Genomic DNA, 16,424 nt, shown 5'->3' on the forward strand with positions numbered 1-16,424 from the left:
GATCGGCTATAGCACGAAGGACGCGTCGAAAGGCTGCGGATCCAGCATGGTGGCGAAGCCGAAGACGGCGCCGCCCCTGGTCTGGCGGATCGGGGTCGCCAAGCGGGAGCCGACCTGGGCCACGGACAGGAAGTCGACTTCGTTCAGTCGGGCTTCCACGGCGACGCCCGCGATCGAGATGTCGAAGATCCGCGCCGGCACCTGCCGCCCATCCCGCATGTGCAGCATCGTGGTACGCCGGGCCGGCACGAAGCGGCGATGCCGCCGCGCCTCGTTTTGCGGTCGGGTGGCGTCCCGCCGACGGACCGTACCGATGTCGAGCACGACGCTGCTGACCTCCTCAGCCGCGGTCGGCGATCGCGCCATGCGACGCCAAAGCGCCGTGGCTGCGAGGGCAGCCAGGCCGCACCACAGCAGCATCATGTCGCCGAAATTCCAGATCAGCACGCGATGCACCAGGACGACCAGCCCGGCCATCGCCATGACCACCGAGCCGCCCGTCAACAAGGGATGAATGCGCCGCTGGCGGACGGCCGCTCCCGCCGCCCATCGATCATCGACGAGTCCGACCATCCCCACCTCCCCAGATGACGTGACCCGTTGCGACTCGCGCGGCGCGATCACGCCCGCCCTGACGACCCGCCTCAAGCGGCCTGACGTTGCAGCCATCATGTAAAGGATCGGGTCGCCAAGCAATCAAAGGCTATGACAAGCCGAAACAAGTCGCGGCCAGGGTTTAGGCTTTCTGAATGCCCCCCGGTGTGAGGAGCCCCTTCCGGAACCCTCGATGGATGCGCCGGGACGCCGGGTCTTGCTGGCCTAACCGCCGAGGCAGGCCAGGGTCCCGCCACTCATCGGCTGCCGTTCCACATGGGCCCGGTGCCACAAGGCGAAGAACAACAACCGCCAGGCAAGCAGCCGATGCGCCTTGCCGTCGGCCGAGAACACGGCCGCGACGGTGTCGGGCCGGCACAGGGCGGCGACGCCCGGCATCCTGGCCACCAGCGGGCCGAGCTTCGGGCCTTGGGCCGCGATCCATTCGCCGACCGGCACCGTGAAGCCGAGCTTCTTGGCGAAGGGTTCAGCGACCGGATTGGCGTCGGCCAGCCATTGGCGCAGCAGGTATTTGCCCTGACCGTGCTTGAGCTTCAGCCCGTTCGGCAGCGGAAAGGCGAAGTCTGCCACGGCGCGATCCAGCAAGGGCGTGCGTCCCTCGAGGCCGAAATGCATCAAGCAACGGTCGAGGCCCACAAGCACGCTGTGGGGTAGCCAGTCGACGAAATCCACTGCCTGCGCCCGTTGCAGGGCGTTGTAACCGGTGCCGACCATGGCGGCCTCGGCGGCCGCGATGCCGTCCCGCCAGCCCGCCAGCGGCTGCCGGAACAGGTCGAGCCCGTCGCAGGGGCCATTGGGGCGCCGGGAGCGCCCCCCGAGCCAGCGCGGCAGCATCTGGCGGCGATAGCGGCGATAGCCGGCCAGCAGTTCGTCGCCGCCGATGCCGCTCAACACGACCTTCACGTCGCGGGCGGCGCGTTCGGCCAGCAGAAACAACGGCACCACGGCATAATCCGACACCGGGTCGTCGAGTGCGGCGCAGATCTCGGGCAGCCGCTCCCAGAAGAGCTCGGGCGTGATCGGCACCTCGGTGTGCCGCGCTCCGGCCGCCACCGCCAGCGCCCGGGCGGTTTCGCGCTCGTCGTGGACGCCCGTGGACGGAAAAGCGGCCGTGTAGGTCCGCACCGGCTCGTCGTTCAGTCGTGCCATGGCGGTGAGAAGCGCCGCGCTGTCGATGCCGCTCGACAGGAACAGCCCATGAGGCACGTCACTGCGCTGGTGCAGCGTCACCGTGTCTTCGAGCACGCCGTCGAGCGCCCGCAGGGCCGAGGGCGTGACCATCGGGCGTCGCAGGGCGGGCAGCACGGGGGCTGCGTGCCGACGCTCGACGATCGTGCCGGCTTCGACCACCAGGATCTCGCCCGGCAGCAGCCGCCAGACGCCGGCGAAGATGGTTTCGGCGCCGGTGGTGAACTGCAGTTGCAACGACTGGTAGACGGCCTCAGGGCGGATGAGCGGTCCGCCCGTGACGGGGTTGCGCGTGCCGGCACCGGCCGCCACCAGGGCCTGCGGCTCGGAAGCGAACACCAGGCCGTCGGCGGTCTCGGCGTAATAAAGCTGCTTGATGCCGAACGGGTCGCGCGCCAGCACCATCCGGCCGGTCGCGGGATCATGCAGCGCCAAGGCGTACATGCCCCGCAGCGCCTCGACGAAGCCGAGGCCCTGGCTAGCATAAAGCGCCAGGATCGGCTCGCAATCCGATCCGGTTCGCCAGGTCGCATCCGGCATGGCGGCCTTCAGCTCGCGGTAGTTGTAGATCTCGCCATTGACCACGAGGGCGCGGCCCCCGTCGTCGTAAAGCGGCTGGCCGCCCGTCGTCAGGTCGATGATGGCGAGCCGCTCGTGCCGGAACCCGACAGCGTCTCGGATGTAATCGCCCGAGCCGTCCGGCCCACGGTGCCGGATGGCGGCCCCCATGGCGGCCAGGGCGGCGCGGTCGACGGGCCGATCCGGCTTCATGCTCATGCCGGCGATGCCGCACATTCCTGCTCAACCCCTCCGTACGCCGCTTTGGTGTCACGGGCGCCAGGGTGGGGCAAGGCTTAAAGCCGCGGGTCAGTCATCACGCCACGGCGCCCGGGTCAGCTTGGACCACAGGCGCGCCGACCGAAGCACGAGGCCGATGATCGCCATTCCGCAAAAGCCGAGAACGCGGTCGGCAAGGGAGGGGGTTCGCAACATCGTCGGAAGACTGGAGAAGCGCTGCATCCCAGCAAGCCTGAACCACGGACCTTGTCCGAACCCGACGGCACGTTCCACCGCCGGCCCGGCAAAACACGTCTTTATCGCTGGATCGCCAGATCCACCGGACGGCCGAGCAGCGTCCTGTCGCTGGTGATCGTGCACCCATCTACCCGCAGGCTGGCGAACAGCAAGGTCGCGCGTGGTCCCACATCATCGAAGTTGCGGCCTCGGGCGTCCGGGTCGATCAGCGCCGGGTAGGCCAGCAAGCGTCCCCCGGCGCGGCAAGGATCGTCGTAATTGGTGGCGCCCGCCAACAGCAGACGGGGCTCGCTCCAATGCAGCAGGTCGCGGGATGTCGCCACATAGAAGCCCCCGACCGGGAAGCGGTTGGCATCGGCGGAGGCCTGGAACACCGCGAACCAGACCCCCGAGCCGCGCTGGCGCACCAGACTGCCGACCGGCGCCGGAAACGGCGCGATCGTGCTGCATCGGGCGTCGCGGGACGCTGCGCCCCGGTAGGGATCGCCGAAGCGCGCCGTGAACCCCGTGCCGTCGAAGGCCCGCCAGGACCCAGGAACATCGGGACGGTCGGTGCGGAACAAGCAGACGCCGCCCTCCTGCCCATCCCAGCCCGTGGTGGACGCCAGCGCATAGAAGAACAAACCGTCCGACACGATGTTCGACGGGTTGAAAAACCCGCGATGGCGTCCCTGCCCGACCTCTTGCCGGAACGGGGCCGAGGCCACCACCGGGGCGTCACCCTTGATGAAGCTCCTACCCCCATCCGCCGAATGGACGCCCAGCACCGTGTTGAACCAGCACTGCATGTAGCCGGGGAAGCGACAGCGGCCGGGATGCTCATTGGCCTGGAACTCGTGATGCACCAGGGCATCGACCGCCCGGCCGTCGCGCGTCCAGGTGGCGGCGATCCAGCTGCGATCGTCGTAGGCGGCCGGATCGGGATTGCCGTGCGCCAGCAGGGCCGAGCGACACTCGATCTTCAAGCCATCGAGTTTCGGGCCGATCAGCGGGTGATTGGTGTAGTGCAGGCCGAACATCACCAGCACACCGTCGGCCCGACGGAACACCCGGGCGGGTGCATCCGGCACATCGTTGCCGTCGCAGCCGTCGTGCGCCGGATCGAACATCAGCGTCGGCGGCCCAGCGAAGCGCACGTCCGGCACGGGCGGCAGCGGTGCCGCCAGCGACCCCGAGGCCGCCACCAGCCCGAACGCCAGCGAAACCCACCGGCCAGCCCGGCTCATCCATCCTGCCGCCATGTGGGTTTCACCGCCGCCGATCCATCCGGATGCAGCATGGCACCGGCGCCTTAACGACGCGCAACCCGCACGGGGCTCCGGTTGGGCGGGGATAACCCCCCGGGCGGCATTGACCGGGTTTTCACCCGCGTGGTTGTGATGCCGGCTGGCAGGAGGCGCGATGAAAATCGACATCGACATGGGCATCACGGCCCCACCGGGCGCCGTGCCGGCACCGGCGATGCTCGACCTCGAGGAACTGCTGGCCACCCGGCTGCTGGTGCAGGGCAACTCCGGGTCCGGCAAGTCGCACCTGTTGCGCCGCCTGCTCGAGCAGAGCGCCGCCCACGTGCAACAGATCATCATCGACCCCGAGGGCGATTTCGTCACGCTGGCCGAGCGTTTCGGCCATGTGGTCGTGGATGGCGATCGCAGTGCGGCCGACCTCGAGACCATCGCCGGGCGGGTCCGGCAGCACCGCATCTCGGCGGTGCTGAGCCTCGACACGCTCGACGCCGAAGCACAGATGCGCGCCGCGGCGTTGTTTCTCAACGGCCTGTTCGATGCCGACCGTGCCCATTGGTTTCCGGCCCTCGTGGTGGTCGACGAGGCGCAATTGTTTGCGCCCGCGGTCGGCGGCGACGTGGCCGAGGACGCGCGAAAGCTGTCCCTCGGCGCCATGACCAACCTGATGTGCCGTGGCCGCAAGCGCGGCCTCGCCGGGGTGATCGCCACCCAGCGCCTGGCGAAGCTCGCCAAGAACGTCGCCGCCGAGGCGACCAACTTCCTGATGGGCCGCACCTTTCTCGATATCGACATGGCCCGGGCCGCCGACCTGCTGGGGCTCGAGCGCCGCCAGGCCGAGATGTTCCGCGACCTCGGCCGTGGCCAGTTCGTGGCCCTCGGGCCCGCGCTGTCGCGCCGGCCGCTGCCGATCCGCGTCGGGCCTGTCGAGACCGCGCCGCGCGGCGGCACCCCGACCTTGACCCCCCTGCCCGAGCAGCCGACCGAAGAAGCCCGCGGCCTGATCCTGGCCCCGACCCCCGTGGGGACGCGCCCGATGGCGGAGCGCCGCACCCCGGCGCCGCCACCGCCGTCGATGAACGCGCTGCTGGAGGAGATCGTCCGCAACCGTCCGGCGCCGGAGCCCGAGGCCGAGCCCGACACCATGGGTGAGGCCGAGCGCGACCTCGCCTACCGGACCATCACCCACGACATCCTGCAGGAAACCGGCGCCCATTTCCGGCCCGAAACGATCCTCTACCAGGATTTTTGCGTCCGCTGTCGCATCAAGCGCATCGGCGGCGCTCCCCTGCCGTTGACCGGCTTCAAGCTGCTGATCGCCGGGGCGCGGGCCGGCCTCGATCCCGAGCGGGCCGGAGAAGCCGACTGGCAGCGGGCCGTCGACCTCGCCCGCGACATCCCGGAAGACCTGCAGGCCGCCTTCCTGATCATGGCCGGCGCGGCCCTGACGGGGGCACCCTGCCCGAGCGACGCCACCGTGGCGGCGCTTTGCGGCCAGCACGCCCCCGGGCGGGCGCGCAGCCGCATCAAGCACCTCGAAAAGAGCAACCACTTCGTGGTGCGCAGCGGCTTGTCGGGGTCACGCGCCATCGTGCTGCCGGATCTCGGCTGGGAAACCGGCTGGAACGATCCCCTGGGCGAGGCCAATCTCGGCGCGGCGCATCTGGAGCGCTTCGCGGCCGAATAGCCGGGCGACCTTCGTGCAGGTCGAACTCGTGCCCTAAGCGGTCCTCCGCCTTGAATGCCAATCGATAATCGACGGATACCTTACCCGGCGCGATGGCTCTCCGGCGGCGTGTCGCCGGAACGACCTGCACGAAGGGTCCGCCGTCTCGGATGCAGCCTAGGCCGCGCGGACGCGGCTCACTGCCGTGGCGGCTGCGTTCCGCCTATTGGTCCGCCAGTCCGCAATGCAGGTGGTCGTTGGCAGGATCCTTGGCGGCCGCGACCATCTTTCGATAATAATCCTTCACCTGGGCGAACTGGCTCACCGTGTCGGGTGTGGCGGTCTTGTCGACCGCGAGATCGCCGAGACATTGGTCGATGCTCCCGTTTTCGCCGACCACCACGGCCAGGAGCGCCTTCGCGGCGGAACAGAAGCTGGCATTGTCGTTGGCCTTGCGGGCCTTCTGCATGGTGCCGCTCAGCTGCGCATAATTCGGTTTGTCCGCCTTGCTCGCGTCGAGATAAGCCTTGCAGCTGTCCGGAAGCCTGGCCACGTCGAGGGCCAGGGCCGGCACGGCGGTGGACGCCAAAAGAAGAAGAACGGCCGCGACTCTCATCATCACCTCGAAACGGAGCCGGGTTCAGCGCCGGCGATCGGCCGACCTTGTAAGCAAAGTCGCTTGCGCCTGGGAAGGCCATGCAGGACACACTGGCGGGCAATCATTGCAGGGAGAGCATGCCGATGCGCCGTGCCATCATGGCCGATACCACGGCATTGCTCTTGTTCTTCACGCTGACCGGGGTTCTCAACGAGCGCTTTCTGGCCGGCATGACATGGAACCAGGTGCTGCATGCGCGGCTGTTGGGAGCGGCCCTCATGCTGCCTGTCGGTCGCCCTTACGGAATCTGGCGGGACTGGATGACGCGGCGCGCCGGCCCCGGCCGTTGGTCGAGGCTGCTGTGGGACAGCCTTGCCCTCGTCAGCTTCCAGGTCCCGATCTACGCCGCCATCATCGCGCTCAGCGGCGCCTCGGGGCGGGGGCTGGTGTTCGGCATCTTCGGGGCGACCGCCATCATGCTGGGCCTGGGACGACCCTACGGCGCCTTCCTGAATTGGGTGCGCAGGCTGTTCGGGCTTTCGTCGAGCGGCGCCACGCCCGTGAGCCAGGACGCTTAGCGATGCTGTTGAACTCCGCCTCGATCTTGGTTAGTCTTCAACAGCGGATTTCCGCGCGAACAGGGTTTTTCGGTGGCGGCAAGCGCGACCATGATTGCGATACTACGAGGCGCCCTCCTGGCGCCGGCTTTCGCACGACCCGCTGACCTCCTTCTTAGCCGCCCCTGAGAGCCGGCTGGGCTTCGGCCTGGGCGCTCAGGGGATCGTGCTCCCATCAAGGTCAGCCGGCCCTCGCGGCCCATCGAACATCAGGTGAACCCATGTCACAATCCGATCGCGTCGTCATCTTCGACACCACCTTGCGCGACGGCGAGCAATGCCCCGGCGCCACCATGACGTTCGAGGACAAGCTGGCCACCGCCGTCATGCTGGACGAGATGGGGGTCGACATCATCGAGGCCGGCTTCCCGATCGCCTCCGAGGGTGATTTCGAGGCCGTGTCCGCCATCGCCCGCCAGTGCAAGCGCGCCACCGTGGCAGGCCTCGCCCGCGCCATCGAGGGCGATATCGTTCGCGCCGGCCAAGCGGTGCGGCATGCCCGCCAGCCGCGCATCCACACCTTCGTGTCCACCTCGCCGATCCATCTGGCGCACCAGATGCGCAAGACGGAAGACGAGGTGCTGGCCATCATCACCCGCACGGTTGCCCAGGCACGTGACCTCGTGGCCGATGTCGAATGGTCCGCCATGGACGCGACCCGCACCCCGGTCGACTATCTGTGCCGCTGCGTCGATGCCGCCATCAAGGCTGGCGCCACCACCATCAACCTGCCCGATACCGTCGGTTACGCCCTGCCGGACGAATACCGCGCGATGTTCCGTGAGGTGCGCGAGCGCGTTCCCAATGCCGACAAGGCCGTCTTCTCGGTCCACTGCCACAACGACCTCGGTCTGGCGGTGGCGAACTCCATCGCCGGCCTCGAGGGCGGCGCCCGGCAGATCGAGTGCACGATCAACGGCATCGGCGAGCGTGCCGGCAATGCGGCGCTGGAGGAGGTCGTGATGGCGCTGAAGACGCGCCAGGACAGCCTGCCCTACACCACGGGCGTCGACGCCACCTGGCTGACGCGCGCCTCGAAGCAGGTGTCGGCCGTCACGGCCTTCCCGGTACAATTCAACAAGGCGATCGTCGGCCGCAACGCCTTCGCGCATGAAAGCGGCATCCACCAGGACGGCATGCTGAAGAACGCCTCGACCTACGAAATCATGACGCCCGAAAGCGTCGGCGTGAGCAAGACGTCGCTGGTGATGGGCAAGCATTCCGGCCGGCATGCCTTTAAGGAAAAGCTGAAGGAGCTCGGTTACGAGCTCGGCGACAACGCCCTGCAGGACGCCTTCAAGCGTTTCAAGGACCTCGCCGACAAGAAGCGCCATGTATACGACGAGGATCTGGTGGCGCTGGTGGACGAGGAGATCGGCCAGGGCCATGACCGCATCAAGCTGCAGGCCCTCACCGTGATCGCCGGCACCCTGGCCCAGACCGCGACCCTGACGCTCGATGTCGACGGCGTGCACCACACCCGGCAGGGCGTCGGCAACGGCCCGGTCGATGCGATCTTCGGCACCATCCGGGCCATCGTGCCGCATGAAGCCGAGCTCGACCTGTTCCAGATTCACGCCGTGACGGGCGGCAGCGACGCCCAGGCCGAGGTATCGATCCGCCTGAAGCACGACAACCGCTCCGCGACCGCCCGCGGCGCCGATCCCGACACGCTGGTGGCCTGCGCCCGCGCCTATGTGGCGGCCCTCAACAAGCTGACGGGACGCCAAAAGGCCAGCGTGGAGATCGAGGCCTGAAACCCGGCGTCCATGTTCCAAGCGTCACGGCCGGTGCCGGCGCGGGCCAGGGTTGAGGCCGCAGCGCTTGCGTGCAGCTCGTCGCTGCATGGCAAACAAGACGGTGTCGCCCGCTGTTGCGAAGCGACATCGTGGCGACCGGTGCCGCCGGGTTGAACGCAATCACCCGACGGACCGCATCACGTCTTGCCAATCCGGGCTGCCTTTGGCATAAGCGAGCCGGATCTCGTGCCTCAGGCACGGCTCCTGCGGAGATGTGGCCGAGAGGCTGAAGGCGGCGGTTTGCTAAACCGTTATAGGGTTGTAAAGCCCTATCGAGGGTTCGAATCCCTCCGTCTCCGCCATAGACCCTTCCCAACCACTCCGAGGCGTTTCTAAAACCCCTTGCGGCCCCTTGGCGTTCGGCGTTTCGTCTTCCCAAGGGTTCCCATTCTGTTCTGTGGGATCGCGGGAAAAAGCGGGTATTCGGCCGGGTATGGGCCGCTGAAACCCGGGTATCGGAGACCGGGATGCTGACCGATGTTCAGATGCGCAAGGCCAAGGCAGCCGAGAAGGCCTACAAGCTCGCGGACGCGGCCGGGCTGCACCTCTTCGTTTCGGCAGCCGGCGGCAAGCTCTGGCGCTACCGCTATGAGATCCACGGCAAGGAGAAGCTGCTCTCCCTCGGCGCCTACCCCGACGTGTCGCTGGCCGACGCGCGAGCCGCGCGGGATGAGGCTCGGGCCGACGTCAAGGCCGGGCGTGATCCAAGCTTCGTCAAGAAGCTGCGCAAGCTGACGGCGCGCCAGCACCAGGGCGAGACCTTCGAGGTGATCGCCAAGGAATGGCACGATTTGAAGCGGCCCGCATGGGCCGAGAAGCACGCCACTGATGTGCTGGACAGCCTGACGCGCGACGTGTTCCCCCGGATCGGCACTGCGCCTATCCGCAGCCTGACCGGGCCAGCGGTGCTGGCGCTGGTGCGCGAGGTCGAGCGCCGCGGCTCGCGCGAGACGGCGCGGCGTATCCGTCAGCGCATCTCCTCGATCAGCCAATACGCGATCGCGACCGGCCGGGCGGAGACCGACCCGGCGGCCTCGATTGGCGACGTCATGGCGCCGCTGCGCAAGGGCCGCCAGCCGGCCATCACGGATCTGGTCGAAGCGCGCCAGATCCTGGCCGATGCCGAGGCGACGCCGGCCCATCCAGTCACCAAGCTGGCCCTACGGCTGCTGGCGCTGACGGCCGCGCGGCCAGGCGTCATCATCGGCACGCCCTGGACCGAGTTCGCGGACCTCGACCCGGCCGAGCCCGTGTGGCGGGTACCGGCGGCGCGGATGAAACTGCGCGTCCACCTGAAGGACGATGAGGAGCGGGACCATCTGATTCCGCTGTCGCCGCAGGCCATCGAAACGATCGATGCCATCCGGCTCATGACCGGCAAGGGTCCCTTCGTGTTCCCGAACGGACGCAGCGCGCTCAGCACGATGTCGGAGAACGCGATCGGGTATTTGCTGAACCGGGCCGGGTATCACCACAGGCACGTCCCACACGGCTGGCGGGCCACCTTCTCGAGCGTGATGAACGAGCGGTTCCCCGCAGATCGCGCCATCATCGACCTCATGCTGGCCCACGTCCCGAAGGACAAAGTCGAGAGCGCCTATAACCGAGCGGCCCACACGCGGCGCCGGCGGGAACTGGCGCTGCTGTGGGCCGATCTCATCATGGAAGGACGGCCGGCCGCCGCCAACCTGCTTAACGGCCGGCGGCGCGGCGTCGACGGGGGCGCGGGGCTCGAGGGCCCGCAGCGGCCTTATGCTGGAAAGAGCTAAGTCAGTTTTGACTTAGTGGTGAATGAGATCGTCCGCGTCACAACCCGTTTCGATCGCAATCACAGGCCTAGATAACCAGCTTGGGGCAGAAACCATAGCTAAGCGGTGGTATGACACCGCATCGCTCTCACGATCTTTCAAAGCAGCTATCTCCAGCCTCAGCTCTTCGAGAGCTTTGTTTTGAGCAGCAAGGAGCCCTTCCTTGAGCTTCAAAATTTCGTCCTGCTTTTCGAGCAGCTTGAAAAGCGCTTCGCGACCCTCTTTGCTCTTTCGGCTACTCGTGCCGGGTGCAGGAATTTCACGGCCGAGCCGGCGGGCTTCGTCGCACCACTCTTCGATCGCGCACTGCACATTCGCAATCGCCTCAGCGGGCGTAGCTCCGTCAGACATGCATCCTTGTAAGTCCGCAGCGAGAGCCAGAAAGCCGCCACCGTCCTCATCGCTCAGTGGTCGAACGATTACCGGATAAAGCAAATCAGCCATCGGTACGCTCCTTCGAAGAGGTTTCCATGTGCACCCGCACGAGGCTCAGGAAACTTTTGATGTAGGGCGGCTTAATCGGTCTATGAGCAGGAACAGTAAGCGTCCCTTCCAAAAGAGGACTGGACACCTTGTGGTGAGATCCGCGAGTTGGTGATGTACAGGTCATGCCTAAGTGCGCACAGACGCGCTTTATGTCCTCAATGGTCCAATCCCCTTTAGGATTAGACTGCATTTTGGATAAGGTTTTCGGCGCTCGCTCCGGAGGAGGTACCACCGGGGGCGTGCTCAAATCGGATGCCGTTCGGTTTGGCAAGCGCATCCCCATCGCCGAAGTTCTTGGCCTTATATCGCCCAATATGGTTCGTAATCAATGGACCAGAGGCCACACCCTGCGACATTCGCTAGGCCAGGTCTGATGCAAAACATTCGACCTAAGTCTTGCTCGCGATCCAAGCCACAAGGTCTTCTTCGCGCCATCTGACACAGGCATCCCCAAGCTTCAGAGGTTTCGGAAACGTGCCGGCGTCCATCCAGCGATAGAGCGTCGACACGCTGACTTTGATGCGCTGCCGCACGTCGGTGACGTTGAGCAGCTGGTGGGCGGTGGTCGCCAGGGCTTTCGCTGTCGTGCTCATGCCGACGCTCCCGTCGCTTCCCAAGCTACCTGCATGTAGGCCAGCGCCTCGGCCGCACTGAGTCCCTTCGTCAGCAGCTTGAAGGCTTGCGTCCCCTCCCTATCGTATTGATGCCGGGCACCTTCCGTCGTGTGTCCAACATCATGCACAGAGTCGATAAGGCCCTGTGCCATGAAGTGCGGCACCAGGTTGACGATGCCCTCAGCGGTCGCGACCGTGCGGGTATCGTCCTTCCACTTCGTGTGTCGGAGCTTCGATTTAAGCTCGCGTCGCAGATCGCGCGGCAAGGCGAGGCAGGCGTGCAAATCATCGACCGCGACCCACGGAAACTGCTGCGTGCCGGCCGGCGGCGCGAAGAAGCGGAGGTTTGCGACGCCAACGCCGCCGATATGGATGGGAGTGGCAAGAGCGCTCAATGTTGTCTCCCTTGATCGGGGCCGAATGAACCGCCGAATAGGTGCTGTAGCTGCGCGCTGAAGGCCCGCGCGGTCGCCTCCTCAAACTCGGCGATCATGGCCTCGGCATTCGGGTATCCTATGCCCACAAATGCCGCCCGCACCCACGACACCACCTTCATCTGCAAGCCGTCGCAGAAGTTCGTCATCCTCGATAAGACCTGCTCTGCCGTTTCGCCCTTCTTCAGCGCGCGCTCCGACTCGGCATCGCACCAGAGAAATGCATTCGCGGCCATGTGCTCTGCGACCTCTCGGAAGTAGCCGAGCATGTGCTCCATGCCGCGACCCTCGGCAGCAGCTTGGTCAATGCCGGCGAGATAGCGATCGCTGATCGCATCGGTGATCGGCAGGTCCGTCACGTCGCCGACTCCGCCGGGATCAGCAACGCCCGGCCGGCTTCGACCAATTCGGACAGAGCCGCGACGGCGAAGCTTTCGTGGACGTGGCGCTTGGTGGTGGCCGAGATCGCTGACGAGGCCCGGCCCGCGATGGCAAGGACCGCCTCGACACCGGCGTTGTAGGCCGCGATCTCGGCCCAGTTGATGAGACGAGGGCTCATGCGGCGCGCTCCTGATTGATTGCTATGGATGCGTCTCGCACCTCAGGCGGACCGCTTAGGCAGGCTGCCGGCCCGAGGCGTGCCATGTCTCGGGCGATCGCATAGGCCAGCACGGCGTCGTCAGCCCGGCCTCCCTTCCGCGCCTCGGCGAGCCCGTCCTCGATCCCGCCCTCAGCCGTTTGGCAAAGCCACTGGTAGACGTGCGCTTTGAGCTGAACGCCCTGCAGCGACGCCGCCGGCATATCGACGATTCCAACCCGCAACGCCTCGTTGCGCACACTCTCCGCCGTTGCCAAGGCTTCGGCCTTTTGCCAAGCCTCGCTCGCGCCACCGTGCTGGCGGAACGCCTGTTCCTCCTCAGCCTCGAGCTGCCTGACATCAATCGCGCTTTCGGCCCAACGCATGAACAGGTGCTGGAGCGCCCAATCCGCAGCCGGAAGGCCGCCCATGACGTCGCGCTCACGGCTGACGGCATCGGCCCTCCGCGCAGGCCCACGATGCCGATGCGCAAAGGCTTCAACCTGGCGCAGGATCTCGGACAGATCGCGCTCGCCTTCCGCGGTGTGGGTCAGGGCCCAACTGGCTTTGATGCCGATGCCTTCGAGCGACAGCGCCGGCATATCGCGGATAGCATCGTCGAGCACGTGCAGCTCGGCGGTGACCGCCTCAAGAGCGGCGGTTGCCGCCACATGCTCGGGGTAGTGCGTGCCGTAGGCGTCGTAAGCCCACACGATCTCATTCGCGCGCGGCTGGTGAGCGGAGGGCGTCGCGGCCACCTTCCGCAGCAGATCGATCGACCTTTTGGTGTAGAAGCCATCCATGGTGATGCGCAGCCTGCGCGCCAGCATGGCATTGCCGGTCCAGTCGCTTTCGCGGGGCTTGAAAAGCTGACACAGGGCCGAGCCGCGTGCAGCATAGAACTTTATATGCAGGTCTTCGATTTCCGAGGCGCGCTCGTAACGCTCGAATACCTCGCGGCGCTTGGCCCAGGCATCCGCCAACGGTGCGTGCGTCCAGCGCCGCAGCCGGAAGGTGTGCGACGCTCACAGTCTGCTGGCTAAAGAATGCCTCGGCGAGATCCGTGATGAGTGACCTGCTGGTCAGCATCGTACCCACGTCGCCTTCTTCCAGGTTCGCGCGTGCCTCACCAACTTGTTCTGGCGTTTCGAGATCCAGGGACGCCTTAGCCATCCAGCCCTGGGGCGTCGTGGCCTTCATGGCTGCGATCCTGGGCCAAAGCGCCCAGAGGGCATCGGAGGACTCGCTCCACGCGTCATGAGCCGCCTGATACGCCGTGTCGTGTCGGCCGGCACCGCAGAGCGCGTCTCGCTTGTCAAAGAGTATGCGGTCATGCGCTAAAACGACCTTCGCCTCGGCAATCAGCGCCAGCAGTTCGGCGTCCGGCCCAGCAAAAGCGGGGACGGTTTTCCCGGCCGGCGCAAGCTCGTCCGCGATCGGCGCGAACTCAGGCACGACGCCCGGCGCCGACGATCCGTTCAAGTGTTCAACTTCGGTCATGTTGACCTCTCAAGATGGATTGGAGCCCGCGCATGCCACGGGCAGCAGATGTCAGCCGTCTTCGTTGGAGCGTTCGCTGTCGGGAGGGTGCAGCGGAGGGGATCCGGCTGCGCTGCTCGGTGGCTGGGCCGAGAGGGCGAACGCCGCCCAATCCGCCATCAAGGCGCGCCTTTTCTGCAATGCATCACCACGCCGGTAGGCGCGTTCCGTGTCGTCGCCAACGAGGTGTGCCAGCGCTGCTTCGATGACCTCGCGCGGATGGCTAGTTTCATCCGCGGCCCAATCGCGGAACGTTGAGCGGAACCCGTGTGTGGTAATCTCGTCCCGTTCCATGCGCTTCAGCAGGGCCGTGAAAGCCATGTCGGAATGCACGGTATCTTTCCCTGTCGGGAACACGAGATCACCAGGTTCGCTGTAGGCGAGGCGCCGGGACGCCAGGATCTCGATTGCTCGGGGGCAGAGGGGAACGCGATGGACGCGTTTCGCCTTCATGCGGTCAACCGGTACCGTCCAGACCGCGTCGGCGAAATCGATTTCGCCCCAGGTCATGCCCCGGACCTCGCCAGAGCGCGCCGCGGTGAGGATCAACAACTCCAAGGCACGCGCCATGGCGGCCGGACGCTGACGAAGGTCAACCATGAAGCCCGGCAGGTCGGCATAGGGCAGCGCCGCATGGTGACCGCGCGCGAGCTTCTTCGGGCGCGGCAACACCGCCTCGATGTGGCCCCGCCACTCCGCCGGGTTGTCACCCGACCTCAGGCCGATGGCTCGCGCCGCATCAAGCACGCGCTCGATCCGGCCACGAAGCCGCATCGCGGTCTCGCCCTTGGTGAACCAGATCGGGCGCAGCACGGCCAGGACGGCTTTCGTGTCCACGGCCGCGACCGGCATGACCCACAGGCTTGCAGCCTGAACTTCAAGCGTCTGCCGCCACTGGCGTTTGTGCTTGTCGTTCCGCCAGAGACCGGCCCGGTCTGCCATGAAGGTGTCCGCTACCTCGCCGAAGGTGGTCAACTTGGTCGGCACCGGTACCGTCGCCCGCCTTTCGGCGATCGGGTCCAGGCCCTCCGCTACTTTCTCGCGGATCTCGGCCGCGCATTCCCTTGCGCGGGCGAGCGGGACGGACAGAAGGCTGCCGAGGCCCATCTCCCGGCGCTTGCCGCCGAACCGGTAAAAGACGACCCAGCGCTTGGCGCCGCTCTCATCGACGACCAGGTACAGACCGCCGCCATCGCTATGCCGGCCCGGCTCGGTCAACGCCTGGACGCGACGCGCGGAAAGCTTGTTGAGGGTGATGCGACCCATCACAACCTCGCTGCCGAGGCGGCGACTGGCACTGGCGCCCCGACCGCGCAGGTCTGCTGCGGGAAGTCGTCGGGGTAGCGCCGGCCGTCGTCGAAAACGGCGCCGAACCAGCCGCCGCGGCGGATTGCGCGGTGGACCCAGAGCGGGAGAGCATCGGTTGGGATGCCCCACACGACGCGCCCAAGCTTCATGTGCGGCGAGACCGGCACAAACCGCCATTTGTCCATGCCTGCGTGCCCCACGACCCCGAGCGAGTTGCCGTGGCTGTCCCGCGCCACGTAGGTGACCGGTCCGGGGTAGCTCCACATGATGGTCGGGAAGGCATCCTCGATCAGCGGGAAGATCGCGCTGAAGGCCTCGTCTTGGATGCGCCCCGCCTCCTCGCGCTCAACCTCGGTGGTCTCGAGCCCGTCATCGTCGCGGACGAGCTCGGCAAAGTGGCTCTCCAAGAGCTTGGCGCCGATCGCGTCGCGCGTGGCGGCCGGCAGGCTGGCCCAGCGCTCGGCCGGCGTCACAGCCACCATATCGCCGAACCTCACCGCAGCACCACGAAGGTCGCAGCCGCCGCGAAAGCGGGACGGGCGTGGTGCCGCACCGGCTCTGCCGGGCAGAGCACCACGTAGCTGACCGCCCAGGCCGCGAGCATCGTCGCGAAGGCGCTGGTTTCCAGCAGGCCATCGAGGGAGGTCTTGCTGGCGCGCCAAACGGCCCAGGCGCGGAGCACCTTGGCGGCCCGGCTCAGCGCCGGCGGCGACTGTCCAACGCGGACGGCGTCGTGCGCCTCACGGAAAGTCCGCATGGCGTTTTGATGATCGACCTCTCGGGCCAGGAGCCGTTCGAGGTCGGCGATGTCGTGCTGAGCGGGCAAAGCGATAGCGTTCATTGACGTCCTCCCGTCTTTCTCCTCCGGCCAAAATGCGAGTTTTCCGGGTTTGTGA

18 protein-coding genes and 1 tRNA gene are annotated in these 16,424 nt (G+C 66.7%); 5 read left to right on the forward strand and 14 right to left on the reverse strand.

All coding sequences use genetic code 11. The features are described from left to right. Positions 1 to 6 precede the first annotated feature (6 nt). The 4 genes from P7D22_RS13510 to P7D22_RS13525 form a co-directional block, all read right to left on the reverse strand. On the reverse strand, positions 7 to 573 hold the full coding sequence (locus P7D22_RS13510) for a hypothetical protein (protein ID WP_319934772.1): 567 nt from the start codon (positions 571 to 573) through the stop codon (positions 7 to 9). 246 nt (positions 574 to 819) lie between these two features. Then, complete coding sequence (asnB, locus tag P7D22_RS13515) at positions 820 to 2,598, reverse strand: asparagine synthase (glutamine-hydrolyzing) (RefSeq protein ID WP_319934773.1); 1,779 nt, start codon at positions 2,596 to 2,598, stop codon at positions 820 to 822. A gap of 72 nt (positions 2,599 to 2,670) precedes the next feature. Next, entirely contained in the window at positions 2,671 to 2,823 is a 153-nt protein-coding gene (locus P7D22_RS13520; protein WP_319934774.1) for a hypothetical protein, read from the reverse strand. Between the two features lie 74 nt (positions 2,824 to 2,897). Further along, positions 2,898 to 4,064 carry a hypothetical protein gene (locus P7D22_RS13525; RefSeq protein ID WP_319934775.1) on the reverse strand — a complete coding sequence of 389 codons (1,167 nt, stop codon included), beginning with the start codon at positions 4,062 to 4,064 and terminating at the stop codon, positions 2,898 to 2,900. A gap of 175 nt (positions 4,065 to 4,239) precedes the next feature. Between P7D22_RS13525 and P7D22_RS13530 the strand changes: the two genes are divergently transcribed. Beyond that, the gene (locus P7D22_RS13530) at positions 4,240 to 5,769 is read left to right on the forward strand and encodes an ATP-binding protein (protein ID WP_319934776.1); all 1,530 of its coding nucleotides are present in this window, start codon (positions 4,240 to 4,242) and stop codon (positions 5,767 to 5,769) included. 202 nt (positions 5,770 to 5,971) lie between these two features. Here P7D22_RS13530 and P7D22_RS13535 read toward each other — a convergent pair whose 3' ends face one another. After that, on the reverse strand, positions 5,972 to 6,364 hold the full coding sequence (locus P7D22_RS13535; protein ID WP_319934777.1) for a hypothetical protein: 393 nt from the start codon (positions 6,362 to 6,364) through the stop codon (positions 5,972 to 5,974). Between the two features lie 119 nt (positions 6,365 to 6,483). On the opposite strand from P7D22_RS13535, the gene alaE reads away from it, so the two are divergent. The 4 genes from alaE (at position 6,484) to P7D22_RS13555 (ending at position 10,531) form a co-directional block, all read left to right on the forward strand. After that, entirely contained in the window at positions 6,484 to 6,924 is a 441-nt protein-coding gene (gene alaE, locus P7D22_RS13540) for an L-alanine exporter AlaE (protein ID WP_319934778.1), read from the forward strand. 260 nt (positions 6,925 to 7,184) lie between these two features. Beyond that, the gene (locus P7D22_RS13545; RefSeq protein ID WP_319934779.1) at positions 7,185 to 8,720 is read left to right on the forward strand and encodes a 2-isopropylmalate synthase; all 1,536 of its coding nucleotides are present in this window, start codon (positions 7,185 to 7,187) and stop codon (positions 8,718 to 8,720) included. Between the two features lie 250 nt (positions 8,721 to 8,970). Further along, positions 8,971 to 9,064, forward strand: a tRNA-Ser gene (locus P7D22_RS13550). A 165-nt stretch (positions 9,065 to 9,229) separates the two neighbouring features. After that, positions 9,230 to 10,531 (forward strand): tyrosine-type recombinase/integrase, encoded by a 1,302-nt coding sequence (locus P7D22_RS13555; RefSeq protein WP_319934780.1) that lies wholly within the window; start codon positions 9,230 to 9,232, stop codon positions 10,529 to 10,531. Positions 10,532 to 10,543: 12 nt separating this feature from the next. Here P7D22_RS13555 and P7D22_RS13560 read toward each other — a convergent pair whose 3' ends face one another. The 9 genes from P7D22_RS13560 to P7D22_RS13600 form a co-directional block, all read right to left on the reverse strand. Further along, complete coding sequence (locus P7D22_RS13560; protein ID WP_319934781.1) at positions 10,544 to 11,014, reverse strand: type II toxin-antitoxin system HicB family antitoxin; 471 nt, start codon at positions 11,012 to 11,014, stop codon at positions 10,544 to 10,546. Between the two features lie 431 nt (positions 11,015 to 11,445). Further along, positions 11,446 to 11,649, reverse strand: coding sequence for a helix-turn-helix transcriptional regulator (locus P7D22_RS13565; protein ID WP_319934782.1), 204 nt, complete (start codon positions 11,647 to 11,649; stop codon positions 11,446 to 11,448). Further along, entirely contained in the window at positions 11,646 to 12,065 is a 420-nt protein-coding gene (locus P7D22_RS13570) for a hypothetical protein (protein ID WP_319934783.1), read from the reverse strand. The genes P7D22_RS13565 and P7D22_RS13570 overlap by 4 nt, the downstream gene beginning before the upstream one ends. After that, a complete protein-coding gene (locus P7D22_RS13575; RefSeq protein ID WP_319934784.1) occupies positions 12,062 to 12,463 on the reverse strand; it encodes a hypothetical protein in 402 nt (133 codons plus the stop codon). The genes P7D22_RS13570 and P7D22_RS13575 overlap by 4 nt, the downstream gene beginning before the upstream one ends. Then, a complete protein-coding gene (locus tag P7D22_RS13580) occupies positions 12,460 to 12,663 on the reverse strand; it encodes a hypothetical protein (RefSeq protein WP_319934785.1) in 204 nt (67 codons plus the stop codon). The genes P7D22_RS13575 and P7D22_RS13580 overlap by 4 nt, the downstream gene beginning before the upstream one ends. Then, positions 12,660 to 13,664 (reverse strand): hypothetical protein, encoded by a 1,005-nt coding sequence (locus P7D22_RS13585; RefSeq protein WP_319934786.1) that lies wholly within the window; start codon positions 13,662 to 13,664, stop codon positions 12,660 to 12,662. Before P7D22_RS13585 ends, P7D22_RS13580 begins: the two co-directional genes overlap by 4 nt. 568 nt (positions 13,665 to 14,232) lie before the next feature. Then, positions 14,233 to 15,486 carry a tyrosine-type recombinase/integrase gene (locus P7D22_RS13590; protein ID WP_319934787.1) on the reverse strand — a complete coding sequence of 418 codons (1,254 nt, stop codon included), beginning with the start codon at positions 15,484 to 15,486 and terminating at the stop codon, positions 14,233 to 14,235. Next, positions 15,486 to 16,010 (reverse strand): hypothetical protein, encoded by a 525-nt coding sequence (locus tag P7D22_RS13595; RefSeq protein ID WP_319934788.1) that lies wholly within the window; start codon positions 16,008 to 16,010, stop codon positions 15,486 to 15,488. Before P7D22_RS13595 ends, P7D22_RS13590 begins: the two co-directional genes overlap by 1 nt. Positions 16,011 to 16,021: 11 nt before the next feature. Beyond that, positions 16,022 to 16,369, reverse strand: a complete 348-nt coding sequence (locus P7D22_RS13600) for a hypothetical protein (RefSeq protein WP_319934789.1) — start codon at positions 16,367 to 16,369, stop codon at positions 16,022 to 16,024. Between the last annotated feature and the right edge of the window lie 55 nt (positions 16,370 to 16,424).

Source organism: Lichenihabitans sp. Uapishka_5 (assembly GCF_033947565.1).
Classification (GTDB): domain Bacteria; phylum Pseudomonadota; class Alphaproteobacteria; order Rhizobiales; family Beijerinckiaceae; genus Lichenihabitans.

What these genes read in the sequence shown, in the direction of transcription:
- P7D22_RS13560 (WP_319934781.1), bottom strand. Translation starts at nt 11,014, where the DNA reads ATGGCTGATTTGCTTTATCCGGTAATCGTTCGACCACTGAGCGATGAG.
- asnB (WP_319934773.1), bottom strand. Translation starts at nt 2,598, where the DNA reads ATGTGCGGCATCGCCGGCATGAGCATGAAGCCGGATCGGCCCGTCGAC.
- P7D22_RS13590 (WP_319934787.1), bottom strand. Translation starts at nt 15,486, where the DNA reads ATGGGTCGCATCACCCTCAACAAGCTTTCCGCGCGTCGCGTCCAGGCG.
- P7D22_RS13520 (WP_319934774.1), bottom strand. Translation starts at nt 2,823, where the DNA reads ATGCAGCGCTTCTCCAGTCTTCCGACGATGTTGCGAACCCCCTCCCTT.
- P7D22_RS13535 (WP_319934777.1), bottom strand. Translation starts at nt 6,364, where the DNA reads ATGAGAGTCGCGGCCGTTCTTCTTCTTTTGGCGTCCACCGCCGTGCCG.
- P7D22_RS13530 (WP_319934776.1), top strand. Translation starts at nt 4,240, where the DNA reads ATGAAAATCGACATCGACATGGGCATCACGGCCCCACCGGGCGCCGTG.
- P7D22_RS13565 (WP_319934782.1), bottom strand. Translation starts at nt 11,649, where the DNA reads ATGAGCACGACAGCGAAAGCCCTGGCGACCACCGCCCACCAGCTGCTC.
- P7D22_RS13545 (WP_319934779.1), top strand. Translation starts at nt 7,185, where the DNA reads ATGTCACAATCCGATCGCGTCGTCATCTTCGACACCACCTTGCGCGAC.
- P7D22_RS13580 (WP_319934785.1), bottom strand. Translation starts at nt 12,663, where the DNA reads ATGAGCCCTCGTCTCATCAACTGGGCCGAGATCGCGGCCTACAACGCC.
- alaE (WP_319934778.1), top strand. Translation starts at nt 6,484, where the DNA reads ATGCCGATGCGCCGTGCCATCATGGCCGATACCACGGCATTGCTCTTG.
- P7D22_RS13510 (WP_319934772.1), bottom strand. Translation starts at nt 573, where the DNA reads ATGGTCGGACTCGTCGATGATCGATGGGCGGCGGGAGCGGCCGTCCGC.
- P7D22_RS13595 (WP_319934788.1), bottom strand. Translation starts at nt 16,010, where the DNA reads ATGGTGGCTGTGACGCCGGCCGAGCGCTGGGCCAGCCTGCCGGCCGCC.
- P7D22_RS13555 (WP_319934780.1), top strand. Translation starts at nt 9,230, where the DNA reads ATGCTGACCGATGTTCAGATGCGCAAGGCCAAGGCAGCCGAGAAGGCC.
- P7D22_RS13525 (WP_319934775.1), bottom strand. Translation starts at nt 4,064, where the DNA reads ATGAGCCGGGCTGGCCGGTGGGTTTCGCTGGCGTTCGGGCTGGTGGCG.
- P7D22_RS13600 (WP_319934789.1), bottom strand. Translation starts at nt 16,369, where the DNA reads ATGAACGCTATCGCTTTGCCCGCTCAGCACGACATCGCCGACCTCGAA.